The sequence below is a fragment of the Paraburkholderia sp. GAS33 genome (assembly GCF_050436645.1).
Classification (GTDB): Bacteria; Pseudomonadota; Gammaproteobacteria; order Burkholderiales; family Burkholderiaceae; genus Paraburkholderia; species Paraburkholderia phenazinium_B.
The window spans coordinates 311,350-335,299 of sequence record NZ_JBNDMP010000005.1; the positions used below are offsets into that span (position 1 = coordinate 311,350).

The following is a 23,950-nucleotide window of genomic DNA, read 5'->3' on the forward strand; positions in this document are numbered from 1 at the left end:
TTAGGCGGTGACTTTGTCGGTCGCCAGACTGGCAGCGCCGGACTTCATGCCGGCGGCCCCTTCGAGCACGGCCTTGACGATGTTGTGATAGCCCGTACAGCGGCACAGGTTGCCGTCGAGCTGGGCGCGTACATCCGCTGCGGTGAGATCGGGTTGACATTGGACCAGCGAGGTCGCACTCATCACCATGCCCGGCGTACAGAAACCGCACTGCAAGCCGTGGCAGGCGCGGAAAGCGGCCTGCATGGGGTGCAGCTCGCCTTCTTTGGCCAGTCCTTCGATGGTCGTGATCTCAGCGCCTTCAGCCTGCACGGCGAGGATATTGCACGATTTGATCGCACGTCCGTTCAGATGAACCGTGCACGCGCCGCACTGGGCCGTGTCGCAGCCGATGTGCGTGCCGGTGAGCCGGAGTTGATCGCGCAGGAACTGGACAAGCAGGGTGTGAGGTTCGATTTCGGCGGTAACGGCTGTGCCGTTCACCGTCAGACTGATGCTGATCGCCATGAACTGTCTCCTTTGTCGATCGGAGCTAGCGCTTTAGCTGTCGGCCAGAATGGGCGCTTCAGCGCCTACTCTGGTCCCATGCAAAGCTCTTGCTCTGGTCTCATGCAACATGGTTGCGAGGGGGATCGAGACCGGCGCGGGCCCAAATTCACTACCTTCCGCCTGCCTGCTACGAGGGCTCGCTTCGGTTTGTGCTTTTTATGGTTCCAGCGAAAAGTAAAGCACAAATCGGACGGGCGTGCTATCGGGGGAAATCGTCCGGCGGCTGGCATGCGGCGTGTGCAAGGGCGGCAAAGCATAAAAAACGGCACGCCGCGTGAGCAGGCGTGCCGTTTTCAGAAGGGTGAACGCCAGAGGCTTGCGTTCGCTGCTGGGGGGAGAGAGGCTAGTGGTCCTGGGTCACGTGCGCGAGCTTCGAGTGCCGGCGTGAGTAACCGAAATAGATCGTCATGCCGATCAACAGCCAGATCACGAAGGCGACCCAGGTGACGAATTTCAGGTTCACCATCAGGAACAGGCACGACGCCACCGCAAGGATCGGCACCACCGGCACACCCGGGCAACGGAACGCACGCGGCAGTTGTGGATGCGTCTTGCGCAGGACCAGCACGGCGATCGACACCATCGAAAACGCCGCCAGCGTGCCGATATTGATCAGTTCCGCGAGCACGTTGAGCGGCACCAGAGCGCCGATCAAGCCGAAGAAAATGCCGACGAGCCAAGTGGTGAAGAACGGCGTCGCAAAACGCGGATGCAGGCGCGACAGCCTGGCCGGCAGAAGCCCGTCGCGCGACATCGCGAAGATCACGCGGGTCTGGCCGTAGGCCATCACCAGAATCACGGTCAGCATGCCGAGCACGGCGCCCAGATCGATAAAGCCGGCCACCCATTTTTCACCGGCCACCTGCAAGGCATATGACACCGGGTGCGAGATATTGGCGAACTGCGCCGACGGCATGATGCCCGTGACGACCGCTGCGACCGCGACGTACAGCACGGCACAAACGCCGAGCGAGGCGATGATGCCCACCGGCAGGTCGCGTTTCGGATTCTTCACTTCTTCAGCCGCCGACGACACCGAGTCGAAGCCGATAAACGCAAAGAACATCACCGCCGCCGCACCGAACACGCCGTTCCAGCCGTTCGGCATGAACGGATGCCAGTTGGCGGGCGTGACATGGAACACGCCGACGCCGATCACCAGCAGGACCACGGTCACCTTGATCGCCACCATGATGTTGTTGATGCGTGCGGATTCGCGGATGCCAACCGACAGCAGCGCAGTGATAGCCATCATCACCAGAAAGGCGGGCAGATTGAAGAAGGTGGCGTGACTGGGCAGCGCGCCCGGCGCGGCCGACAGTGCAACCGGCAGCGCAATGCCGAAGCCCGATAGCAGCGACTGCAGATAACCCGACCAGCCCACGGACACCGCCGAGGTGGCCAGCCCGTATTCGAGCATGAGGTCCCAGCCGATGATCCACGCGGCCAGTTCGCCGAGCGTGGCATACGAATAGGTATAGATCGAACCGGCGACCGGAATGGTGGACGCGAACTCGGCATAGGCGAGCGCCGCGAAGCCGCAGGCGATGGCCGCGATGATGAACGACAGCATCAGGGCCGGGCCGGCCTGCACGGCGCCGGTGCCGGTCAGCACGAAAATGCCGGTGCCGATGATCGCGCCGACACCGAGGAAAGTGAGGTCAAGCGCGCCGAGGGTTTTCTTCAGGCCGCCGCTTTTGCTGCTGGCGGCGAGCATGTGCTCGACGCTTTTCTTGCGAAACAGGGACATTGGCGTGGGTTCTCCGGTAGTGCACGCGTCTTGCGCGCCGAATGTCGGGAAACCCGCGATTTTAGCGGATGCGCACCCCGATGCATTTTCGGGATGGCAGGCACGGCCTTGCGCCGTACCTCAAGCGTGTCTTATGACCTTTGCGGTGCGCTTATGCCGTTTATCCGGCCATGGCCGGATTGAGATCGACGAGCCGGTTGCTCATCACATAGAAGGTGAGTTCGGCGTTGTTGCGCAGCTTCATCTTCTCGAGCAGGCGCGTGCGGTACACGCTCACCGTCTTGACCGACAGCGACAGCGTGTTCGCAATGTCCGTCAGCCGCTTGCCCGAGGCGAGCATGCACAGCGTCTGGTATTCGCGGTCGGAAAGCTTTTCGTGCGGCAACTGCTCGCCGTCGAACGAAACGTAGTCGGCGAGCGCCTCGGCCATCGCCGGGCTGACATACTTGCGGCCGGCCGCCACCTGCTGGATAGCGCCGATCATCTGCGCGGCGTCGACCGTCTTCGACAGATACCCGGCCGCTCCAGCCTTCAGCGCGCGGACCGCGTACTGGTCCTCGCGATACATCGAGAACATCAGTACCGCCGCGCGGGGCGCCTTGCGTTTGATGCGCTTGAGCACTTCGACGCCATTCATGTCCGGCAGCGAGATGTCGAGCAGGATCACGTCGTACACATGCTTTGCCGCGGCGATGAGGGCCTCGGCGCCGGTTTCGGCCTCGGCCACATCGCTCGCGACGCCACGGTCCATCAGTAGTTGACGCACGCCTTGACGGACGACGGCATGGTCGTCCACGAGCAGGATACGCAGGCTCATGTTGGCGCGCTCACGAAGAAAGCGCGGCGGCGCCGGCCGCGCGGCGTTCGATGCACGCCGCGTCGGCGAGCATGGCATTCCATGCGAAACGCGCGCGCACCGTGGTGCCGCGCGCTTGCGTGGCGCGCTCGCTGCGGCGGGTGCTGATCTGCACGCTGCCGTCGAACGCCGCACAACGGGCGCGCATGCCGGCAAGGCCGAAATGGCCCTGGCGCGTACGGGCGCGCGGCGCGAGGCCGACGCCGTCGTCGCTGACGACGAGCGTCAGATGGCGACGGCTGGCTTCGATGCGGACATCCGCAGCGCTGGCCCGCGCGTGCTTGGCAATATTGTTCAAGGCTTCCTGGGCGACCCGGAAAATCGCCAGCGCGGCGTCCGCCGGCAAGCGCGTGAGCCGCACGTCGGCAGCGCAGACGAAGCTGGTGCGCAGCTGGGTGCGCACGGCGAAGTCGCCGGCCCATTGCGAAAGCGCATTGACGATGCCCGCGTCGAGCGCGGGCGCATGAAGCTCAGCAACTGCCTGATGAGCGGCCTCACAGACCGTGTCGAGCGAGCGGCCGGCTACCTTGAGCGCGGCGACGCACTGCGGCGGCGCATCGGCGGGCAGCCAGGTTTCGATGCCGGCGAGCGCAAAACGCGTCGCGGTCAGTTCGGCGCCGACGCTGTCGTGCAGTTCGCGCGCCACGCGTTGGCAAGCGGCTTCCTGGGCGTGGATCAGTTCAGCGGACAGTTCGCGCACGCGGGCGCGCAGACTCGCGATCTCACGCTCGGCGCTGCTTTCCTCGCGGGCCATCAAAGGGGGGACATGCGCAGTGATCGGTACGACAGTCGACGTATCCATGACTCTCCCGCTCAGGATGCCTCTGGCACAGCAAACCGGGTGCGCATCGACGGCGCGAAGACGAGGGAACGCATGCGAATCTCTGGCCTTGTGATGTGCCCGCAACGCGTGGCCGCGACAGACAATTCGCGACAGTGTAGCGTAACGAAATTTACATTCGGTTACATATCGGATGTAACCCTGGTGGGCGCTACAGCAACCCATGATGCGCCGCGATCATATCTCAAAAAAAAAGAAAAGGAGCAGATAAAACAAGGGCTAGCGTGGGTTTTTTGCCCCAGGACTTTAACGCGGTTGACATGTCGATATGCATTTTGCACGTAGGAAAAAGGCTGACACGCCAGGTGAAGGCCGCTGTAGGATTTGTAACCGGCCGCGGTTGGCAGAGTTCTACCTGGTATGTGAGATTTTGGCAGTCACTGCGAGGAGCGCCGGGCGCCAGGAAAGACGTGAAAAGTATCCGGATCCGCTAGCGCCAAAAAGCAAAAACCGGAGCGCGAAGGCTCCGGTTTCTTGAGGCTCAACCGAGATGCGGCGAGCGGGGTGGCTTACGGCAACTCTAGCCGCAGTGCTTAGCCTACGAACGCCTTTTCCACGACGTAGTGGCCCGGCGCGTTGTTGCTGCCTTCCTGGAAGCCCGCGTCGGCGAGCAGCTTGCGCGTGTCGCGCAGCATGTGCGGGCTGCCGCACAGCATGACACGGTCGTTTTCGAGCGAGAAGCCGGGTACGCCGAGGTCGGCGAACAGCTTTTCGGTTTCGATCAGTTCTGTGATCCGGCCGCGGTTCTGGAACGCCTCACGCGTGACGGTGGGGTAATACAGCAGCTTTTCCTGTACCAGTTCGCCGAGGTGCTCGTGCGCCGGCAGGTGATCCGTGATGTATTCCTTGTACGCCAGTTCGTCGACGAAACGGCAGGTGTGCGTGAGCACGACGCGCTCGTAGCGGTCGTAGATGTCCGGATCTTTGATGATCGACATGAACGGCGCGAGGCCCGTGCCCGTGGACAGCAGCCACAGCGTCTTGCCCGGCAGCAGGTTATCCGCCATCAGCGTGCCGACCGGCTTCTTGCCAATCAGGACCTGGTCGCCCACCTTCAGATGCTGCAGGCGCGACGTGAGCGGGCCGTCCTGAACCTTGATGCTCAGGAATTCGAGGTGCTCTTCGTAGTTCGCGCTCGCGAGACTATAGGCGCGGATCAGCGGCTTGCCGTCGACTTCGAGGCCGACCATCGTGAACTGGCCGTTTTCGAAACGGAACGACGGGTCGCGCGTGCAGGTGAAACTGAACAGCGTATCGGTCCAGTGATGGACGCTCAGGACGGTTTGTTGATTCAGGTTGCTCATGGCTTCTTGGATAGTGCGAAAACAAAAACGGCCAGACGAATAACCGGCCGGCACGGCAAGGGCGATGCTGCGCTAACCCTGTGGTTGACCGATTGCTTAAGGAAAAAATAATGCGCAATCCGCTATTTTACCGCGCTCGCCGTCCGCGGGTGGCGGCACGGTGGCTCTAGCGGTTGCCGGACTTGCGGCTCCGGCGTCGTAACGGCACGCGGCGAAGCACGTCGGCGGGGATACAGCCGGGGTTCAGCAGCGGTACGGCGAGGGGCGAAATTCGCGTGGGGCGATCGCCGTCCGGTGACCGGATCGCGGGCCGGCAGGCGCGCGTCCTGACAACAATTTTTGGGATGATACAGAAACCCGTCGCGCAGTGCAGCATTGACCCTGCTGCCGAAACTGGCAAAAGGTGAGGGAAATCAATGGAAAGGGAGCGGAATCGACGCTAAAGCGAGGGAAGTCGTGCCTGGGCGCGGGCGTGGCGGACGGCGGGGCATCCGCCGCCGTCCGAGCCTTGTTCAAGCCGTTACAGCTGCGCGTTTGCGACCGCGCTGCTTCAGCACACGAGCCTGCATGACGATCACCAGCAGCAGGAACACGCCACGAATCACAGATTGCCAGTACGCCGATAGGCTGATGAAGCCGAGCCCGTTTTCGAAGTTGAGCAGGTTGAACACCAGCCCGAGCAGCAGCACACCGGCAATCGTCATGGCAATCGAGCCTTCGCCGCCGGTCAGCAGCGTGCCGCCCAGCACTACGGCGGAGATCGCGAACAGCTCCCAGCCGACTCCTTCATTCGGCTGCCCGGCGCCGAACTGCGCCGCGAGTATCACGCCCGCCATACCCGCCAGCAAGCCGCTCACCGCATAAGCCGTCACCAGTGTGCGGTCCACGTTCAGCCCCATCAGGCGTGCCGCTTCCTCGCTACCGCCGATGGCGAGCGAATGCCGCCCGAAGCGCGTGCTGCGCAGCGCGAGCCACCCGGCCACCGCCGCGACGAGCGCGACAATGCCGGGAATCGGCATGCCGAACAGGTCGCCCTGGCCGAAATTGCCAAAATTCGAATCGGCGGCAATCGACACGGCGTCGTTCTTGCCGAGCAGCAGCGCGACGCCGTGTGCGCCAAGACTGGTGGCGAGCGTCGTGATAAACGGCAGGATCTTCAGACGCGTGATGATGATGCCGTTCACCACACCCACGATCAGCCCCGCCACAGAACCGGCCAGCACGGCGACCCAGCCGCCATAGGGGCTGGTGAGCGCGGCCACGATGCTGGACATCGCCGCCACGGTGCCCACCGAGAGGTCGATGCCGCCCGTGATGATGACGAACGCCATGCCGACCGAAATCAGCGCAAACATCGAGTTGTAGCGCCAGAACGAATTGATGTTGTACGCCGAGCCGAAGTGTTCGTAGCGCACGAGCCCGAGCACCACGAGTGCGACGAGCGCGAGCAGGATGGGAAGATTCTTTTTCATCGCGTCGAGTCCGAAGTGTTTGTGAGCGCGCGCAGCGGGGTCGGCATGGTGGGAGTGGGTTTCAGCGCGAGCGCCGTTGCACGTACACGGCCGCAATGATGATGGCCGCCTTGACGACCAGCGCCGCTGCGTCGGGAATGCCATGCGCGAGCAGGGTGTAGCGCAGCAACTGGATGATCAGCGCGCCGATCAGCGTGCCGCCGATATACGCCTTGCCGCCCGTCAATGCGGTACCGCCGACCGCGACGGCGGCGATGGCATCGAGCTCAATGCCCAGGCCGACCACATTCGCGTCCGAGGACGAATTCACCGAGATCGAAATCAGTCCCGCCAGACCTGCCAGCGCAGCGCATATCGTGTAGGCGATCAGCTTGACGCGCGAAGTCGGTATGCCGCACAGGTACGCAGCCTTTTCGTTGCCGCCGGTGATGAGCAGGTACTGGCCGAACAACGTTTTGCGCACGACCCAGACAAACAGCGCGACCAGCGCGAACATCAACAGCACCTGGAACGGCACGCCGCCCACCTTGCCAAGCGCGATCCATTGGAACGCGGGGTTGTCGAACGCCTGCAGGCTGCCGTCGGTCACCACCTGGGCGATGCCGCGCCCGGCGATGAACAGCACCAGCGTGGCGACGATCGGCTGGACAGAGAGCCTCGTCACCAGCAGCCCGTTGAACACCCCGCAGGCCGCCGCGGCGATAACCGGCAGCACGAATGCCAGCGCAATGCCGCCGGGCCCCGGGATATTCATGAACAGCATCGGCGCGAGCGCACCGGAAATCGCCATCGACGCGCCCACCGAGAGGTCGATGCCGCCCGTGGCCACCACCAACGTCATGCCGATGCCGACGATCACGATCGTCACCACCTGGGTCAGGTTGACGTTGAAAGTCTGCAGCGACCAGAAGTGCTGTGTGAACAGCAGGTTGAAGACCAGCATGGCCAGCAGCACGATGACTTCGCGCTGGATGGTCAGACGGTGGCGTTTCTTCGCGCGTTCCTGCGCGGCGCCGTCCGTGGTGGCGAGCAGGGCCGGCGAGGTTTCCTGACCTAACGACTTCAGCGACTTAAGCGCCATGACGGTCGCCCTCCAGCGCGTCTTCAATGTGGGCCGAGTGGGCGGCTTCGACGAGTTGCGACGAGCCGTCGCTGCCCCAGGCAATGGCGTCCATGATGCTGCTTTCGCTCATCTGCGCGCCGTTCAGTTCGGCGACCGTGCGACCGTCGCGGATCACGACGGCGCGATCGGCCACGGCAGTCAGTTCTTCCAGTTCCGAGGCCGACAGCAGCACCGCGAGCCCGGCGTCGCGCAGTTCGCGCACGATCTTCGCGACATCCGCCTTGGCGCCGACGTCGATGCCGCGGGTCGGCTCGTCGAGCAGCAGCAGCGACGGTTCGGCGGCGAGCCAGCGCGCGAGCAACACCTTTTGCTGATTGCCGCCGGACAGCTCGCGGATCGGCTGATCCGGCGAACGTAGCTTGATGCCGAGCGAGGCAATGAAACGCTCGACAATCGCCTGCTGCTTTTTCACATCCACGACGCCGTGTTTCGCGAGCGTGCGTAGACAGACAAGCGTGAGGTTATCGCGCACCGACAGTTCGGGGACGATGCCGTCGCCTTTGCGGTCTTCGGTGAGGTAGGCGAGGCCACGGGCGATTGCATCCTGCGGCGACTTCAGTGTGACGGTTTCGCCACCGAGGGAGAGCGTGCCTTGCTCGAGCGGATCGGCGCCGAACATCAGCCGCATCGTCTCAGTGCGGCCCGAACCGAGCAAACCGGCGAGGCCCACGGCTTCGCCGGCGTGCACTTCGAGCGAGACGTCGCTGACCTTCGGATGCGCGCTCAGGTTGTGCGCCGCCATGACCTGTGCGCCACGGCGCGCAAGATTGGCCTCGCGCGCCGTGGCATCTTCCTGAACGACGGCGGCCAGCGTGCGGCCGAGCATCGTCGTCACGAGCTGCAGCTTGTCCATCTCGGCCATCGTGCTTTGTGCGACGGTCTGGCCGTCACGCATCACCGTGACGCGGTCGCACAACGCGTAGAGTTCATCGAGCCGGTGCGACACGAAAATCACCGCACGACCATCGTCGCGCAGCTTGCGCACCACGGTGAACAGCAATTCTACTTCGCGTTCGTCGAGCGACGAGGTGGATTCGTCCATGATCACCATCTTCGCGTCGGACGACACCGCACGAGCGAGCGCAACCATCTGCTGAATGGCGGTCGAATAGCTGCGCACGGGTTTCTTCACATCGATTTGCAAACCGAACGATTCGAGCAGTGCAGCGGCGCGTTGCTGCACCGCGCGCCAGTCGATCAGACCGAAGCGGCGCGGCTCACGACCCAGAAATATGTTCTCGGCCACCGAGCGGAACGGCACCAGATTGATCTCCTGATAGATCGTGCTGATGCCCGCTTCGCGCGCTTCCTTCGGCGTGCGGAAGTCGATCTCGCGGCCTTCGAAACGCACCGTTCCACCGCCGCGCCGGTAGGCGCCGGTGAGGATCTTGATCATGGTGGATTTACCGGCGCCGTTCTGGCCGATCAGCGCGTGCACTTCCCCTGCGGCGACGCTCAGATTCGCGTTGCGCAAGGCGGGCACGCCGCCGAAACTAATCTGGATGTCCTGCATCTCCAGCAGCGGCGAACGTCCGGCGCTGGGAGACGGCGGCGTAGGGCTGCCGGATTGCGTCACGTCAATTCTCCTGCTGCAGATACTGTACGGCGGGCGGCGGCGCGGCTCGTGCCACCTTCCCATAGTAGTCCGTAAGACAAAGCGAAGCGACGGCCCGTCGTGGCACGGGCACGTCGCTCCGAACCCTTCCCGTCCCCCTCGGAGACGTAAGAGGGACGTACTGCAGTGCGCTCCCGGCCCTAAAGGTGACCGCCTTCGGAGTTAGGAGTCTTCAGGTGTTCCGTGAACCCCAAAAGGGGACCACCTCTGGGATCGGAACACCCTGTCCGGTGCCGGACTCTGGGTGCGCCGGACCATCGGCATTGCCTGTCAGGAACGACACTCCCGATCAGGCGCGCAGACGGCCCGGGGCTGCATCAATAGCCGTACTGCATGTTCTGCTGCACGTTGCTCTTGTCGTAGAAGCGGTCCGAGACCTTGACCCAGGTCGGGATCTTTTCGCCCTTGGCGAATTTCTGCGCGACGTCACAGGCCAACGGGCCGAAGAACGGGCTCGACTGCACGCTTGCACCGAGTTCGCCGGCTGCGATGGCATCCATGCCGCCCTTGGTGCCGTCGATCGTCACGATCTGGATATCCTTGCCTGGCTGCTTGCCAGCGGCCTTGATCGCCGCAATCGCGCCCAGTGCCATTTCGTCGTTATGCGCGTAGACGGCAGTCACGTCCGGATGGGCTTGCAGCAAGGTTTCCATGACCTGGCGGCCCTTGTCACGCGAGAAATCGCCGTCCTGCGAGGCAATGATCTGCATGTCCGGATGCTTGGCGATCACGTCGTCGAAGCCCTTCTTGCGATCGTTGGCCGCGGAGGCGCCCGTTGTGCCTTCGAGTTCGATGATCTTGGCCTTGCCGTTGGTGGCCTTCACCAGCCAGTCGGCGGCGCGCTGGCCCTGATTGATAAAGTCGGAGCCGATGAAGGTGATGTAGTCCTGGCCCGGCTTGGCGACCGAGTGGTCGACGTCACGGTCCACCAGAATCACCGGAATGCCGGCTTTCTTGGCTTGCAGGACGACCGGCGAGAGCGGCTTTTCTTCACGCGGCGGGAACACCAGCAGATCGACGTGCTGCGCGATCATGTTCTGGATGTCCGAGACCTGCTTGGCGTTCGAGCCGTTGGCGTCGGTGACGACCAGCTGCCAGCCGCACTTGGCGGCGGTGTCCTTCATGCTCTTGGTTTCCGCGAGACGCCACGGATTGTTGCTTTCGGTCTGCGCGAAGCCGACCTTCAGCGGAGTCTTGTTGGGGATCTTGGGCAGGGCATCGTCGGCGTGAGCCGTCGCGACGCCAAAGCCGAGTGCCAGTGCCACAAGGGATGCAGCCAGCGGGGATGCGGTCAGTTGATGAACCCGTTGTCCGCGCGACTGCCGTTTGAGCGATGCCATGTCTTCCTCCAGTACCTGGTGAGGTAGGTGTGTATTTGCTTTTTGTGCTTCTCCTGCCGATCGGCACTTGCGCGCCCCGTGACCGGACGTGCCGATTATTCCACTCGGAATTATTATCGGTCAATCACTAATAATATTAATTATGGGTGATTTTGCCTCGGTAATTACCCTCACTGAGGCGCGTTCGACGAGCGGGCCGTCGAGCTTCACCATGCGGTGCCGCACCGGTGCGCCGGCCGCACGGTTCTGTTCCTCCTGCAACAACGTTTCGACTGCCCAGCGGCCCAGCTCGTAGTTCGGCAGCACGACTGTCGAGAGCGGTGGGTGCGTGTGGCGGGCAATTTCCTGGTCGTCGTAGCCGAGCACGGAAACGTCTTCCGGGACTCGCAGCCCTAGCTGCTTGATGGCCTCGATCGCACCGAGCGCGGTCAGGTCGTTGGCGCAGAAGATCGCCGTCGGCGGATTCGTTTCGCGCATCAGCGAGAGCGTGTGTTCGAAGCCGAGACCCGAACTCCAGTCGCCGTCGCGCACGAGTTCAGGGGCGAACGGCAGGTCAGCGGTGGCGAGCGCGGTGCGATAGCCCTTCTGGCGGTCTTTCGACGCGTCCTGCCAGGGTTCGCCGTTGATGTAGGCGATGCGCCGGTGGCCGGCATTCAACAGGTACTCAGTGGCGATATGGCCGCCCGCGACTTCCGCTGGCACCACCGACGACTGGCCGCCCTCGCTCGTGTAGCAGTTAAGCAGCACGGTCGGCACGCGCGAGAGCGCGGCGGGCAGCGTCACCTTGCGCGTGTAGACGGTTGCATAGATCACGCCGAACAGTTGCGGGTTCGACAGCGTGGTTTCGAGCACCTGCTGTTCGACGTCCGCGTTACCGTGAGTCGAGTAGACCGCCAGCATCTTGCCGCTCGCGTAGGCCGCGTCGCGGGCGCCGTCGATATTGACGACCGGATGCGGACTCGTCGAGATTTCATCGGCGAGATAGACGATCAGGTTGCGTTCGTCCTTGGAGGCAAAAACCGGTTCGCGCGGCGAGAGCCGGTAGCCGAGATCGTGGGCCGCCTTCAGTACCTTGTTGCGGGTGGTCTCGGAGAATTTCGCGCCGGTCGCGTTGTTCAGGACGAGCGAAACCGTCGACTGCGACACGCCAGTGAGTTTGGCGATGTCGGTCATCGTGGGACGGCGTTGAGTCGATTTTTTCATTGTGCGGGCCGTCCGGCAACGGCGGCTAAAGCAGGAATGCCCTCGGGCATGATCGTGATGACGGTACCACTAATAATATGCGGGCGGCAACGCGCAAAAACCCGTCATTTGGGAAGTCTGGGAAGGCGTCTTATTGCCTTCCGTGTGAATAGAATATTACTAATAATATTGACCTGAGGCGCGTGGCGTGCGATTCTCGGTCGCGCGGGCCCCGTGAGCGGACGTGGGTCGCATTCTGCCCGAGGCCTTGATTATTTTCACCATGCGCGATGTTTCCCTGAATCCGGTCCGACCATCTGCGGCAGACGCGTTCTCGCTGGACGATCCCAACCTGATCGCTCTGGTGAGCGGCGCGATGCGCGTGCTGGTCGCGCCGCATGTAGGCGGTGCGATTGCGGCGTACTACGAGGTCGCAGCAGCCGGACCGGTCCACTGGATGCGGCCCGCGACCGACGCTGCGCTCGCCGAACGCGATCCGCTGCGTATGGCAAGTTTCCCGCTGCTGCCGTATTGCAACCGTATCCGCGATGCACGCTTCGTCTTCGAAGGCCGAACGGTCGATCTGGCCGGCGACGGCAACCGTTTCGCCCACGCGCTGCATGGGCACGCATGGCGTCGGCCGTGGCAGGTCGGCGCGGTGACGGCGAATTCGGTGGAGCTGCACTTCGAACATGAACCTGATCCGCATGCGCAGGGTGACTGGCCGTTTCACTATCGCGCGATGCAACGGATCGAACTGGCGGGGGATACGTTGCGCGTGACCTTATCCGCGCGGAATCTGGCTGGGCAGCCGATGCCGTTTGGCATGGGGCATCACCCGTATTACCCGCGCACCGCGGAAACCCGCGTATACGCGCAGGTTCAAGGGATGTGGCACGCCGACGGCGAGGTGCTGCCGACACATCTTGGCCCGCATCCGGCGGTCGACGCGATGCGCGAAGGCATGTCAGCCGGTGCGTTCGATCTCGACAACAACTTTGCCGGCTGGTCGCGCAGCGCGACGATTGCCTGGCCCGACGAGGGTCGCCGGCTGACGTTGACGGCACAAGCGCCGTTCGATCATCTGGTGGTATTCGCGCCGGCTGCCGAGGCGCTGCTGTGCGTCGAACCGGTTACGAACACCACCGATTGCTTTAACGCCGCCGACCCGCGTGAGCACGTGGGTGGCTGCGTGTTGATGCCGGACGAGGAGATGACGGCGACGGTGAACTGGACGCCGCAGCGGGTTTAAGAAGCCGCAAAGGCTGCCTGGATGTCAGCGGGTGCCGGTATCGGCGAAATCGGCAAAATTTTTCCGCGCGTGCCTGAGCAAACGCACGGCGCTCATTCCACCCGCAAACGCGCCATATACGGCAAATGATCGGACAGCCACGCGGTCTCCTGCGTCGGCTGGATCCATTCGACCGGTTTCATGCCTCGCACGAACATCTTGTCCAGCGCGAGCGCTGGCGAAAACGCCGGGAAGGTCCGGCCGGATTCGCCAAGCAACGTTGCCACCTCATGCATGCCATGTTCGCCGAAGAGCGGCACCGAGTCGTTGCGCCAGTCGTTGAAGTCCCCAGCCAAAACTAGCGGCCCTTCTGGCGCCTCTTTTGCAATCCAGTGCGCGATCCAGTGCATCTGCCTCAGCCGCGCCGCGCGCGTGAGCGCCAGATGCGCGCACAGCAATGTCACCGAATGACCCGCGAAAGTGGCGCGCGCCACCAGCAGGCCGCGCTTCTCAAAGCGATGTGCGGAGATGTCCCAGCGTCCGCCGAGATCGAGCGGGTGCGGCGAGAGAATGGCATTGCCATGCCGCCACGACGGCTTGAATACATTCGGCCCGAGCGCGATCTGCAACTCCAGCGAGCGCGCGATTTCGGTAGCCTGACAATGCCAGATGTCGTCGAGCGGATCACGCAACGGCGCGCCAAAGCCGCCCGACAACACCGGCGCCGGCATGCGCCGCGCCATCGCTTCCTGCAGAAAATAGGCGTCGGCGTGGGTCGACTGCACCCAGCGCTGCATCGCCTGCCAGGCCTGAAAGCCAAGCGGCGTGCGCCCCTTGTGCAGGTTCCAGCTTACTGCGATGAAATCCTTAGGCTGCGCGCTCTCGCGGATGAGTTCTTCGGGGTTTCGCATGCCGCGTGGTCCACGGTTTTCGTTGATATCAAGGGTGATTGGCGAGGCTGGCACGGACTCGATATACAAGGGTTGGATTCTTGTCGACGATCTGCCAGGTGGCCCATTGACCGGCCGGCACCTGCAGCCCCGGGTGATTGGCCGCTACCTGACGCGGCTGCGGCGGCAACTTGCAACCGGTATCGGTTTTCGGCGCGCTGTCGTCCTCGAGCGTTTCCTGCGCGTCGATTGCGAGCGTGACCTGATTGGCGTCGGCGTGGATCGGCGAGACGGTCAGCGTGCGCGACAGATCGATACTGCCGCCAGGCGCATCCTTGCAGCCGACATTGTGCTGCACCACCTGATGATGCGTGTCCGTGCGTGCCTGCCCCACGGTTGTATCGGCCTCGAACGAGTCGATCTGCTGGCCGTCGCGCATCACCTGCAATTGCCAGTGCACGACCTGCTGAGCTGCAGGTTGCTGGGCCTGAGCGAGTAACGACGTGCCGCACAGTACGGCGACGAGACTGGTTTTCCACATGTTTGACGGCTCTCCGGGGTGTGGCGTCCAGCGTGATGAGACAGGCGCCCATCTTACGCCTGATGGTCGCAACCTCTTTCTGACACCGCTGCGCGGGCCGCGTTCAGCAATAGTCCATTTCAGATGGGGGCGGTCTCGTTCAAGCCAATGCCGGTTTCGCCGCAACCCGCCTGGCGTCTGGCTTGCGGCCCGACCGCCAGACCGGTGTTAGCAGCAGACCCGCATGGCTGCTGGCTTGCGCATGAATATTGCCTCGATACACTGGACTTGAAACGGCGCCGGGCCGGCGCCGCAGCCGCAAGACCAGTACGACGGGGTGATCTATGACAACAGCAATGGTCAAACAGGAAATCGCAGTGGCGTCGTTCAGCAAGGTCTACGACCTCGATCGGGTCGAAACCGCGTTGAACGATCTTGGCGAAGGCGCGAACGATGCGCTGCGCTGCACCTACGAAAAAATGCTGAAGACCGGCAATTTACGCTTTTGCGTGAAGCCGAACCGGATGCCGTCCATCGACGATCTGGTCGAAGCGCTGCCGAACTTCAGCGAGCCGCTCGACGATGTGCGCAAACAGGTTGCGTTGTGCCTCGAAACCGAGGACCGGCTCGAACTGATGCCGATTCTGCTGCTTGGCGACCCCGGTATCGGCAAGACGCATTTTGCGAAGCAGCTCGCGCGCTTGCTGGGCACCGCGTATCACTACGTCGCGATGAGTTCGCTGACCGCTGGCTGGATTCTTTCGGGTGCATCGTCGCAATGGAAGAACGCGAAGCCCGGTAAAGTTTTCGATGCACTCGTGCATGGGAGCTACGCGAATCCGGTGATTGCCGTCGACGAAATCGACAAGGCCACGGGTGATTCGCAATACGATCCGCTCGGTGCGCTGTATGCGCTGCTGGAGCACGATACAGCGCAAACCTTTATCGACGAATTTGCCGAGATTCCGATCAACGCGGGGCACGTGATCTGGATCGCGACTGCTAACGACGCGCGCTCGATTCCCGAGCCGATTCTCAACCGGATGAACGTCTACGAAATTCCGCCACCGGATCTGGAAGGTGCACGCCGGATTGCCCAGTCGATCTATAACGAAATCCGCTCTGCGCATGGCTGGGGATTGCGTTTCCCCGTCGAACTCGGTGACGCTGCGCTCGACGCACTAAAGCACGCTTCGCCGCGTGAAATGCGCCGCGCGATTCTGAACGGCTTCGGTGCGGCGCGCATCGACGACCGTGACTGGATCGGCGCAGAAGATATCCGGCTGGATTACGGCAACCGGCGCAAACCGATCGGCTTCTAGGCGGCAGAATTTGCTTGTTGCACGACAACCGCCTTCGGGCGGTTTTTCATTGCCGGAGCTTGCGGAGAACTCGCGCGATCTCCAATCTCCATCGCGACGCCGGGCAAATCGCGATTGTTCTTCTGGGCGTAACTGTTAGTTGTTTCAATCAGAATGATTCTTTGATAGTCGGAGCCTACACTGGCTTATCCGAAATGCAGCGATGCGCGCCATGGCGACGCCGCTTCATTTCCGCCCCGAACAGTCCCGACGAATCTGGAATCCATCATGAAATTCGCTCCTCTTGCTGCCCTGCTGATTTCCGCTGCTGTTGCCTTGCCCGCCTTCGCAGGCGATGACACCGCGAACCCGGTTGCGAACGGTCCGAAGACGCGCGCCGAGGTCAAGGCAGAACTGGCGCAAGCACGCGCCGACGGTGAACTGAGCATGAACCCGAACGCGCCGGCGTATCCCCAGCAATTCGCCATGGGCGGCTACACCGTGCCGCGCGCGCAGATCAACACCGCACACGCTAGCGCTCAAAGCAGCGCCTCACTCAACGGCACTGCTGTCCAGAATTGAGGACCGGGTAAGCGAAACGATGCCCACATGAATTGACCGCATTAACCCTTGACGGCGTACACTGAAGCCGTCCGGCATACAGACTCAAGATCTGGCACCCGATCCGATGCCCGCAGTCGTTGCGACTGCGGGCATTCGTTTCTGTGCCGCGTCGTAGAATTTTGTCATGTGCGCAGGACGCGTTCGACAGCGAGCGGTGGGCGGCACGAGATAGCCGCGGCCGTTCTTCATCTTCATCAGGTGGACGAGGGGTCACGCGGTGCGGTAGGCCGCGTCAAGGGACATGGATCAGATCGAATGTGTAGTGATCGGGGCCGGCGTCGTGGGCCTGGCCATCGCGCGTGCTCTCGCGGCACGCGGTCGCGAAGTGATCGTGCTGGAGGGCGCCGAAGCCATCGGCGTGGGCACCAGTTCGCGCAATAGCGAAGTGATTCACGCGGGCATCTACTATCCGCGCGGTTCGGTGAAAGCGGCGCTGTGCGTGCGCGGTCGTGAAATGCTGTACGACTATTGCGAGGCGCACGGCGTGCCGCATTCGCGGTGCGGCAAGCTGCTTGTCGCGACCTCGCGCAACCAGATTCCGCAACTCGAAAGCATCATGGCGCGCGGCAAGGAAAACGGCGTGCTCGACCTGATGCGGATTGGCGGCACCGAGGCGCAAGCACTGGAACCGGCGCTCGAATGTGTCGAGGCAGTGTTCTCGCCGCGCACGGGCATCGTCGACAGTCATCAACTGATGCTGGCGATTCAGGGCGATGCCGAACGCGATGGCGCTGTGTGCGCGTTTCATGCACCGGTCGAGGCGATCGAGTCGAGCAACGGGCGTTTCGTCGTGAAAGTGGGCGGTGCCGCACCCACCACGATCAGCGCGGCGTCTGTGATCAACAGCGCGGGTCTGCAGGCCAATGCGCTTGCACGCAAGATTCGCGGACTCGACGCGCGGCATGTGCCGCCGCTGTATCTGGCACGCGGCAACTACTTCAGCATCTCGGGACGCGCGCCGTTCAGCCGCCTGATTTATCCGATGCCGAACGAGGCGGGTCTGGGTGTCCATCTGACTATCGATCTGGGCGGCCAGGCTCGCTTCGGTCCCGACGTCGAATGGGTCGATGCGATCAACTACGACGTCGATCCGCATCGAGCCGATTCCTTCTACGCGGCGATTCGTGCTTATTGGCCCGCGTTGCCCGATGGCGCATTGCAGCCGGCGTATGCGGGCATTCGCCCCAAGCTCTCCGGTCCTGGTGAACCCGCTGCGGACTTCGTGATTCAGGGGCCCGCTGCGCACGGCGTGCGCGGCCTCGTGAATCTGTTCGGGATCGAGTCACCTGGGCTGACGGCGTGTCTGGCGATTGCGCAGCGTGTCTGCGAAGTTGCAGGAGTGGCGTAGTTATCGGGGCGGCGCTGCAGGTTGATACTGCGGATTGGGCGCCGCGCCCGGCAACGGGCTAGCGTCGAACTACGAAATCGCTTATCTCTATCATTTGGACCGTCACGCGTTGGGGCTTCATTGTTATGCTTGGGGATCGCTGTCGTTAGAACGGCGTTTAGTCCCATACAAAATGGAGTGAGTCCCCATGAAGTCATCCCGTCGTACGTTCCTGATTACGAGCATTGGCGTTGCGTCCACGCTCGCGTTGTCGCGCCAGGCTTTTGCCGACGCCCCTAAAGTCACCGAAGCCGATCCCACCGCCCAGGCGCTCGGCTACAAAGCCGACGCGACTCAGGTCGACAAGGCCAAGTATGCGAAGTACGCGGCCGGCCAGGCTTGCGGCAACTGCAGCTTTTATCAGGGCAAGGCCACCGATCCGTGGGGCGCCTGCCCGATGTTCGGCGGCAAGCAGGTGTCGGCCAAAGGTTGGTGCAGTGCATACAACAAGAAAGCGTAAGGCCCGGTAGGGTCCGTTCAGCATGCCTGTCGCGGTAAATTGCGCTGCAGCATGACGGCGCAATACCTGCAAAGATGTGCCAAGGCGTCCGCCACAGCGAGTGGCCGACGCCTTTTTGCTGCTTGAAAACCTTTACAGCCATCTTTACACTCGCAATGCATTTCGCATGGCGGCATTGCGTCGTCTCGCCGGGCGGCTTACGTTCAACACAGCGCGCAACACTTTTCGAAGGCTGGAGATCCTGATGCCGGCGTCAAAGAGCCTCAACACACGAGCAGTTGCAGCAGCGGTTATCGGCAATGCGCTCGAGTGGTACGACTTCACGGTCTTTGGCTTGATGACGGTGGTAATCGCGGAGCTCTTCTTTCCGGCCAGCAGCGATTACTCGTCGTTGCTTCTCACCACTGCGAGTTTCGGCGTCGCATTTGTCATGCGGCCGATTGGCGGCATCGTTCTTGGGCTTTACGCGGATCGTGCGGGACGCAAGGCGGCTTTGTCGCTGGTGATCGCGCTGATGACGTTCGGCATCCTGCTGCTGGCGATTGCGCCGCCTTATTCGGCGATCGGCATCGGCGGCCCTTTGATCATCGTGCTCGGACGTCTGCTGCAAGGCTTCTCGGCCGGCGGCGAGTTCGGCAGTTCGACTGCGCTGCTGATCGAAGCAGCGCCTTTCTCGAAGCGAGGTTTTTACGGCGGCTGGCAGATGGCAAGCCAGGCGGCCGCGCTGGTGCTGGGCGCCGTAGTCGGCGCATCGATTACGCACGGGCTCTCACCGGAAGCGCTCAAATCGTGGGGCTGGCGTGTGCCCTTCATACTCGGCCTCGTGATCGGGCCGGTCGGTTTTTATATTCGCCGCCACCTTGCCGACTCGGAAGCGTTTTTGCATGCCCAACAGACGGCCCGTCGCGCGACATTGCGTGAAGTTCTTTCGGGCCACGGCCGCGAAGTGGTCTGCGGACTCGGCACGGTGATCGCGCTCACGGTCACGATCTACGTATTGATCAGCTATCTGCCGACTTTCGCAGTGAAGCAACTGAAGCTGCCTTATGCGCAGTCGTTCTATGCGGTGATCGTAGGCAACCTGCTGCTGATGGTGCTCTCGCCGCTGACCGGTGCATGGTCCGATCGCATCGGCCGCAAAGGGCTATCGATCTGGTCGCTGGTGTTGACGCTGATCCTGATCTACCCGCTGTTCTCCTGGCTCGCCGGGTCGCCGAGCGTGGCGAAACTGGTCCTCGTGCAAGCGATTCTGTCGATCACGCTGTCCGGTTACTACGGCCCATTTGGCGCCATGATTGCCGAACTGTTCCCCGCCAATGTGCGTTCGACCGGGCTATCGCTCGCCTACAACATTGCGGTGATGCTGTTCGGCGGCTTCGGGCAGTTGATCGTTACGTGGCTTACCCAAACCACGGGCTCGCCGCTCGCGCCCACCTACTACGTCATGGCAGGTCTCGCACTGTCGATCGTCGCGCTTGCCTATACGCCAGGCATGCGCCACGCCGATCTCGACGCGCGTCGCAAACACGCATGAGCTGGCGATGCTGTGCGCAGAGAAGCTTAGATACCGCTAGATGCGTGCTGGCATCAAAGGCGGTCTTCTGGAGAACCAGGGACGTGCGGTTTCAAGTTGCGCGGCCAGGCGCAACAATGTCGCTTCACCACCCTCACGCGCCGCGAATTGCACACCCACCGGCAAGCCACGGGCATTCCAGTAAAGCGGCACCGACATCGCGGGCTGTCCGCTCAGATTGAATATCTCGGTGCAGCCGGCCCAGGCGAATGCCTTGTCGGCGGCTTCAGCGAGCATTCTTTTCAGGAGTGCCTCGATCGGCATCGTGACGACCGCACGCATCTGCATGCGCTCGCTTGCGCTCGGTTGCATCTCACCGATCTTGATCGGCGCGGAGGCCAGCGTCGCGCACAGGATCACGTCGTAGCGCGACAGCAGATCGGTCAGCTTCGCGGTGATGCGGCGTTGTTCCTCGAGCGCGGCAGGCAATGCGCGTTCGCCGAGCTTGCGGCCGATTTGCGCCATCGCCCACGTGGCGATTTCGAACTCTTCGCGCATCGGTTTGCGACCGGTGATGCGATCCGCGTTGAGCACCATGTCGCGGGTGGTCACCGAACACAGCATCAGGAACGCATGGCGGACTGCTTCGAAATCGATGCCGAGCGAGACCGGCTCCACGTGATGGCCGAGCGATGCCGCGAGTTTCGCCGCGTCGTCGAGCGCCGCGCGTACGTCGGCAGATAACGTGGGCGCCAGCATCGGCTCGGTCACATAGGCAATCGTCAATGGCCGGCACGGCTCGCTCACCGCGCCCAGAAACGTACCGGGCGTGCCGATGGCGCCTTGCTGCGTTTGCCCGGTCACGAGGTCGAGCAGCAGTGCGCTGTCGCGCACGCTGCGCGAGATGGCGTGATCGACGCCCAACTCGCCGGCCCCGGGCGCATGCAAACCCGGCACCAGTCCGCGCGATGGCTTAAGACCAAAGAGACCGCAGCAGGAGGCAGGAATGCGGATCGAACCGCCGCCGTCGGAAGCATGCGCCAGCGGCACGATACCGGCTGCGACTGCAGCGCCCGCTCCGCCGCTCGAACCGCCCGGCGTGTGATCGAGACTCCACGGATTGCGGCAAGGGCCGAACAGCTCGGGCTCGGTGTAGGGCATCTGACCAAGTTCCGGCGTGTTGGTCTTGGCGAAGATGTTAAGACCTGCGGCGCGCGCCAAGGCAACCACCGGCGCGTCTTCGGTGGGCACGAAGTGCCGGTAGTGGCGACTGCCCATCGACATCCGCAACCCCGCCACCGGCGCACCCAGATCCTTGATCAGATAAGGTACGCCCGCGAGCGGGCCGTCGCCGAGCGCACTTGCATCATCGCGCGACGCGCGTTCGCGCGCGGCCTCGTAGTCCTTAAGAACGATCGCGTTGATCGCGGGGTTGGCCGCTTCGGCGCGAGCGATGGCGATGTCGAGCAACTCGCGCGCGCTGGCCGCGCGCGTGCGCACCAGCTCGGCGAGACCCATCGCGTCATGGGCGAGGTAGTCGGAGAGCACGCCGTGCCGCTTACAGACGTTCGCCGAGGAACGTCAGCGTGCGGCCGTGGGCCAGCGCTGCGGCGTGCTGGTTGTACGACGCGCGGTCGGTGCAGTTAAAGCCGTGATCGGCATTCGGATAGATGTGGAATTCCGCATCGCCACGGCCGGCGAAACGTTCCTGCACCTGACCCACCGCTTCCAGAGGAATGCCGTGGTCGAGCTCGCCGTAGTGAAACTGCATCGGCACCTTGATCTTCGCGGCTTCGTCGAGCAGATTCTGGATGCCGCCGCCGTAGTAGCTCACGCCCAGGTCGATCGTGTTTTGCGCGGCAGTCAGATAGGCGAGCCGGCCGCCGAAGCAATAGCCGATCGCCGCCACCTTGCCGGTCACTTCCGGCATCGCGCGCAGAGCGGCCGCCGTTGCGCTGATGTCGGCCACGGCCAGACCCACGTCGGTCTTTTGCAGGATTTCGATCCCCTTGTCACGGTCGGCGCCGACATAGGTCAGTTCGACGCGCGGCTGGGTACGCCAGAAAATATCCGGCGCGAGTGCCACGTAGCCATCTTGCGCGTACTGTTCGGCGACCGCGCGAATATGGCTGTTCACACCGAAGATTTCCTGAATGATGATGACGGCCGGTCCCTTGCCGCTTTTGGGCAGCGCCAGATAACCCTCGAAACTGTCGTCGCCGGCGGGAATGTCGATCCAACGGGTAGTCACGCTCACGTCACTCTCCTTCAAATTGCGGTAGGTGCAAGCGGGCAAAGCCCGCGGCGGGCGGTCAGTTTGCCACTAAAAGAAAGGCCGTGCAGAGCGGCCAGACGCGGCGCGCGCTGCCTCCTTACCGGGCGCCGCTTTCTCGTTCGACGATGGAAACGTTCTCGATAATTCATTTTTCGGCGTTACGGCGCTCCAGTAGAGTCGTCAGCATCAGCCCACGCGCGATGTGGGCACCCCATGCCGAAGGACGTCATCATGAATTCCGCACACCGTTTCGCCTCGCCGTTTGCCGAACGTTTTGATCTGCGCGTGCCGGTCGTGCAGGCGCCGATGGCGGGTGGCCCGACTTCACCCGCCATGGTCGCCGCCGTTTCGAATGCGGGCGCCCTCGGGTTTCTCGCCGCCGCGCCTTTTACCGCGGAGAAACTCGCCAGCGAAGTGGCGGCGATTCGCGCGCTCACCAGGCGTCCGTTCGGCGTGAATCTGTTTGTGCTGGAGCCGTCGGCACCGGACGACGCCACCGTACGCCGCGCGCTGAGTGCCATCGATCCGTTGCGCGCCGAACTGGGCCTGCCGCCAGGCCAGCCGCTCGCCCGCTACGCCCCCGACTTCCGGGAACAACTGGACATGCTGATCGAATTGCGTGTGCCGGTGGTGAGTTTCACTTTCGGTTTGATCTCCGCGCAGGATGTCGAGCGTCTGCACGCGGCCGGCAGTTATGTAATCGGCACGGCGACGCATACGGCCGAAGGTGTCGCGTGGCGCGACATCGGCGCCGATGCGATCGCCGCGCAAGGCTCCGAAGCGGGCGCGCATCGCGGCACTTTCATCGGCCGCTTCGAGGATGCGCTGGTGGGCACGATGGCGCTGGTGCCACAACTGGTCGACGCCACGGGTCTGCCGGTGCTGGCCGCGGGCGGCATCATGGATGGACGCGGCATCGTGGCCGCCCTTGCGCTTGGGGCGCAAGCCGCGCAAATGGGCACCGCGTTCCTCACCTGCGCCGAAAGCGCGATTCCCGCAGACTGGAAGACCCGCGTGCGCACGTTGCCCGATACGGCGACCGAGGTCACCCGTGCCATCACCGGCCGGCATGCACGCGGCATACGCAATCCGCTGATGCAGCAGTTGAGCGAACAGCCTGGAAACGTCGCGCCGTACCCGGTGCAAAACGCGCTGACGCAGGAATTGCGGCAGACAGCGAGCCGCGCCAATAACGGCGACTATCTGTCTTTATGGTCGGGGCAGGCCGCGCCGCTCGGAAGCAAGCGTAAGGAAGGGCTGCCCGCGGCGGAACTGGTCGAACAGTTGCACGCGGAATGGCGTGAGGCGGCCGCGAATATCGCCGCTCTTGCTGGATAAATTGCGTAGCGTCGACCGGGGTATCGGGCCGGTGTCGCATCCGTGCGATGGCGCTATCGTTTGCGCCGCTCAATCCTTATTCCGCGAATTAATGGCATAGGCCTGAAAAACCTTTACCCAGCCCTCGCGGCAAACCACCCGTTTGAGGGAAACCCGCGCCGGCTGGTGTTCTCCGGGGTGTTTCGCGTCTTCTCATTCGACGTTGTGGGATAAACGCTATTAGTGTTCATCCCACTTACTCAAAAAAATCCCACAAATTAATTTGATAGCCTACACTTGCGCGCAAGTACGCATAGCCGCCTGCCACAAACAGGCCGATTGACGTACTGTCCAAGTGCATACACGATGCAACCGGCGTGGTCGTCCACGGGACTGAGCG

At 63.0% G+C, this 23,950-nt stretch carries 21 protein-coding genes; 7 read left to right on the forward strand and 14 right to left on the reverse strand.

What is annotated here, in order from left to right; genetic code table 11:
- The 10 genes from P3T24_RS17925 to P3T24_RS17970 form a co-directional block, all read right to left on the reverse strand.
- Positions 1-507 (reverse strand): (2Fe-2S)-binding protein, encoded by a 507-nt coding sequence (locus tag P3T24_RS17925; RefSeq protein WP_429436477.1) that lies wholly within the window; start codon positions 505-507, stop codon positions 1-3.
- A 385-nt stretch (positions 508-892) separates the two neighbouring features.
- Complete coding sequence (locus P3T24_RS17930; protein ID WP_429436480.1) at positions 893-2,299, reverse strand: amino acid permease; 1,407 nt, start codon at positions 2,297-2,299, stop codon at positions 893-895.
- 160 nt (positions 2,300-2,459) lie between these two features.
- Positions 2,460-3,116, reverse strand: a complete 657-nt coding sequence (gene rqpR, locus P3T24_RS17935; RefSeq protein WP_074265903.1) for a response regulator transcription factor RqpR — start codon at positions 3,114-3,116, stop codon at positions 2,460-2,462.
- A gap of 10 nt (positions 3,117-3,126) precedes the next feature.
- The gene (locus P3T24_RS17940; RefSeq protein WP_429436482.1) at positions 3,127-3,957 is read right to left on the reverse strand and encodes a sensor histidine kinase; all 831 of its coding nucleotides are present in this window, start codon (positions 3,955-3,957) and stop codon (positions 3,127-3,129) included.
- Between the two features lie 572 nt (positions 3,958-4,529).
- On the reverse strand, positions 4,530-5,300 hold the full coding sequence (locus P3T24_RS17945) for a ferredoxin--NADP reductase (protein WP_429436485.1): 771 nt from the start codon (positions 5,298-5,300) through the stop codon (positions 4,530-4,532).
- A 512-nt stretch (positions 5,301-5,812) separates the two neighbouring features.
- On the reverse strand, positions 5,813-6,772 hold the full coding sequence (locus P3T24_RS17950) for an ABC transporter permease (protein WP_429406774.1): 960 nt from the start codon (positions 6,770-6,772) through the stop codon (positions 5,813-5,815).
- Positions 6,773-6,833: 61 nt separating this feature from the next.
- Positions 6,834-7,805 carry an ABC transporter permease gene (locus P3T24_RS17955; protein ID WP_429287812.1) on the reverse strand — a complete coding sequence of 324 codons (972 nt, stop codon included), beginning with the start codon at positions 7,803-7,805 and terminating at the stop codon, positions 6,834-6,836.
- A 37-nt stretch (positions 7,806-7,842) separates the two neighbouring features.
- Positions 7,843-9,471, reverse strand: a complete 1,629-nt coding sequence (locus P3T24_RS17960; protein WP_429436487.1) for a sugar ABC transporter ATP-binding protein — start codon at positions 9,469-9,471, stop codon at positions 7,843-7,845.
- Between the two features lie 356 nt (positions 9,472-9,827).
- Positions 9,828-10,850 (reverse strand): ABC transporter substrate-binding protein, encoded by a 1,023-nt coding sequence (locus tag P3T24_RS17965; protein ID WP_074263099.1) that lies wholly within the window; start codon positions 10,848-10,850, stop codon positions 9,828-9,830.
- A gap of 120 nt (positions 10,851-10,970) precedes the next feature.
- Complete coding sequence (locus P3T24_RS17970) at positions 10,971-12,023, reverse strand: LacI family DNA-binding transcriptional regulator (RefSeq protein WP_074263100.1); 1,053 nt, start codon at positions 12,021-12,023, stop codon at positions 10,971-10,973.
- A gap of 292 nt (positions 12,024-12,315) precedes the next feature.
- Here P3T24_RS17970 and P3T24_RS17975 point away from each other — a divergent pair, with 292 nt between their 5' ends.
- A complete protein-coding gene (locus P3T24_RS17975) occupies positions 12,316-13,284 on the forward strand; it encodes an aldose 1-epimerase (RefSeq protein ID WP_429436490.1) in 969 nt (322 codons plus the stop codon).
- 92 nt (positions 13,285-13,376) lie between these two features.
- Here P3T24_RS17975 and P3T24_RS17980 read toward each other — a convergent pair whose 3' ends face one another.
- The gene (locus P3T24_RS17980) at positions 13,377-14,174 is read right to left on the reverse strand and encodes an endonuclease/exonuclease/phosphatase family protein (protein ID WP_074263101.1); all 798 of its coding nucleotides are present in this window, start codon (positions 14,172-14,174) and stop codon (positions 13,377-13,379) included.
- 28 nt (positions 14,175-14,202) lie between these two features.
- Entirely contained in the window at positions 14,203-14,694 is a 492-nt protein-coding gene (locus P3T24_RS17985) for a hypothetical protein (protein ID WP_429436493.1), read from the reverse strand.
- A gap of 323 nt (positions 14,695-15,017) precedes the next feature.
- On the opposite strand from P3T24_RS17985, the gene P3T24_RS17990 reads away from it, so the two are divergent.
- The 5 genes from P3T24_RS17990 (at position 15,018) to P3T24_RS18010 (ending at position 19,979) form a co-directional block, all read left to right on the forward strand.
- Entirely contained in the window at positions 15,018-15,995 is a 978-nt protein-coding gene (locus P3T24_RS17990) for an AAA family ATPase (protein WP_429436496.1), read from the forward strand.
- A 267-nt stretch (positions 15,996-16,262) separates the two neighbouring features.
- Positions 16,263-16,556 carry a DUF4148 domain-containing protein gene (locus P3T24_RS17995; RefSeq protein WP_429436499.1) on the forward strand — a complete coding sequence of 98 codons (294 nt, stop codon included), beginning with the start codon at positions 16,263-16,265 and terminating at the stop codon, positions 16,554-16,556.
- Between the two features lie 283 nt (positions 16,557-16,839).
- Complete coding sequence (locus P3T24_RS18000; protein ID WP_074263105.1) at positions 16,840-17,946, forward strand: NAD(P)/FAD-dependent oxidoreductase; 1,107 nt, start codon at positions 16,840-16,842, stop codon at positions 17,944-17,946.
- Between the two features lie 187 nt (positions 17,947-18,133).
- Entirely contained in the window at positions 18,134-18,445 is a 312-nt protein-coding gene (locus tag P3T24_RS18005; protein ID WP_074263106.1) for a high-potential iron-sulfur protein, read from the forward strand.
- A 244-nt stretch (positions 18,446-18,689) separates the two neighbouring features.
- Positions 18,690-19,979 carry an MFS transporter gene (locus P3T24_RS18010; RefSeq protein ID WP_429406784.1) on the forward strand — a complete coding sequence of 430 codons (1,290 nt, stop codon included), beginning with the start codon at positions 18,690-18,692 and terminating at the stop codon, positions 19,977-19,979.
- Positions 19,980-20,015: 36 nt separating this feature from the next.
- Here the strand turns inward: P3T24_RS18010 and P3T24_RS18015 are convergent, their stop codons facing one another.
- Together P3T24_RS18015 and P3T24_RS18020 are read right to left on the reverse strand one after the other, a co-directional pair.
- Positions 20,016-21,476 carry an amidase gene (locus P3T24_RS18015; RefSeq protein ID WP_429407199.1) on the reverse strand — a complete coding sequence of 487 codons (1,461 nt, stop codon included), beginning with the start codon at positions 21,474-21,476 and terminating at the stop codon, positions 20,016-20,018.
- A 40-nt stretch (positions 21,477-21,516) separates the two neighbouring features.
- Entirely contained in the window at positions 21,517-22,215 is a 699-nt protein-coding gene (locus P3T24_RS18020; protein ID WP_074263108.1) for a dienelactone hydrolase family protein, read from the reverse strand.
- Positions 22,216-22,464: 249 nt separating this feature from the next.
- On the opposite strand from P3T24_RS18020, the gene P3T24_RS18025 reads away from it, so the two are divergent.
- Positions 22,465-23,571 (forward strand): NAD(P)H-dependent flavin oxidoreductase, encoded by a 1,107-nt coding sequence (locus P3T24_RS18025; protein ID WP_429436502.1) that lies wholly within the window; start codon positions 22,465-22,467, stop codon positions 23,569-23,571.
- The last annotated feature ends 379 nt before the right edge of the window (positions 23,572-23,950 follow it).

Excerpts from the sequence above, each read along its gene's own strand:
- P3T24_RS18000 (WP_074263105.1), top strand. The coding sequence starts at position 16,840 with ATGGATCAGATCGAATGTGTAGTGATCGGGGCCGGCGTCGTGGGCCTG.
- P3T24_RS17925 (WP_429436477.1), bottom strand. The coding sequence starts at position 507 with ATGGCGATCAGCATCAGTCTGACGGTGAACGGCACAGCCGTTACCGCC.
- P3T24_RS17965 (WP_074263099.1), bottom strand. The coding sequence starts at position 10,850 with ATGGCATCGCTCAAACGGCAGTCGCGCGGACAACGGGTTCATCAACTG.
- P3T24_RS17930 (WP_429436480.1), bottom strand. The coding sequence starts at position 2,299 with ATGTCCCTGTTTCGCAAGAAAAGCGTCGAGCACATGCTCGCCGCCAGC.
- P3T24_RS18010 (WP_429406784.1), top strand. The coding sequence starts at position 18,690 with ATGCCGGCGTCAAAGAGCCTCAACACACGAGCAGTTGCAGCAGCGGTT.
- P3T24_RS17980 (WP_074263101.1), bottom strand. The coding sequence starts at position 14,174 with ATGCGAAACCCCGAAGAACTCATCCGCGAGAGCGCGCAGCCTAAGGAT.
- rqpR (WP_074265903.1), bottom strand. The coding sequence starts at position 3,116 with ATGAGCCTGCGTATCCTGCTCGTGGACGACCATGCCGTCGTCCGTCAA.
- P3T24_RS17970 (WP_074263100.1), bottom strand. The coding sequence starts at position 12,023 with ATGACCGACATCGCCAAACTCACTGGCGTGTCGCAGTCGACGGTTTCG.
- P3T24_RS17945 (WP_429436485.1), bottom strand. The coding sequence starts at position 5,300 with ATGAGCAACCTGAATCAACAAACCGTCCTGAGCGTCCATCACTGGACC.
- P3T24_RS17985 (WP_429436493.1), bottom strand. The coding sequence starts at position 14,694 with ATGTGGAAAACCAGTCTCGTCGCCGTACTGTGCGGCACGTCGTTACTC.
- P3T24_RS17950 (WP_429406774.1), bottom strand. The coding sequence starts at position 6,772 with ATGAAAAAGAATCTTCCCATCCTGCTCGCGCTCGTCGCACTCGTGGTG.
- P3T24_RS17990 (WP_429436496.1), top strand. The coding sequence starts at position 15,018 with ATGACAACAGCAATGGTCAAACAGGAAATCGCAGTGGCGTCGTTCAGC.
- P3T24_RS17940 (WP_429436482.1), bottom strand. The coding sequence starts at position 3,957 with ATGGATACGTCGACTGTCGTACCGATCACTGCGCATGTCCCCCCTTTG.
- P3T24_RS17975 (WP_429436490.1), top strand. The coding sequence starts at position 12,316 with ATGCGCGATGTTTCCCTGAATCCGGTCCGACCATCTGCGGCAGACGCG.
- P3T24_RS18015 (WP_429407199.1), bottom strand. The coding sequence starts at position 21,476 with ATGGGTCTCGCCGAGCTGGTGCGCACGCGCGCGGCCAGCGCGCGCGAG.
- P3T24_RS18005 (WP_074263106.1), top strand. The coding sequence starts at position 18,134 with ATGAAGTCATCCCGTCGTACGTTCCTGATTACGAGCATTGGCGTTGCG.
- P3T24_RS18025 (WP_429436502.1), top strand. The coding sequence starts at position 22,465 with ATGAATTCCGCACACCGTTTCGCCTCGCCGTTTGCCGAACGTTTTGAT.
- P3T24_RS17995 (WP_429436499.1), top strand. The coding sequence starts at position 16,263 with ATGAAATTCGCTCCTCTTGCTGCCCTGCTGATTTCCGCTGCTGTTGCC.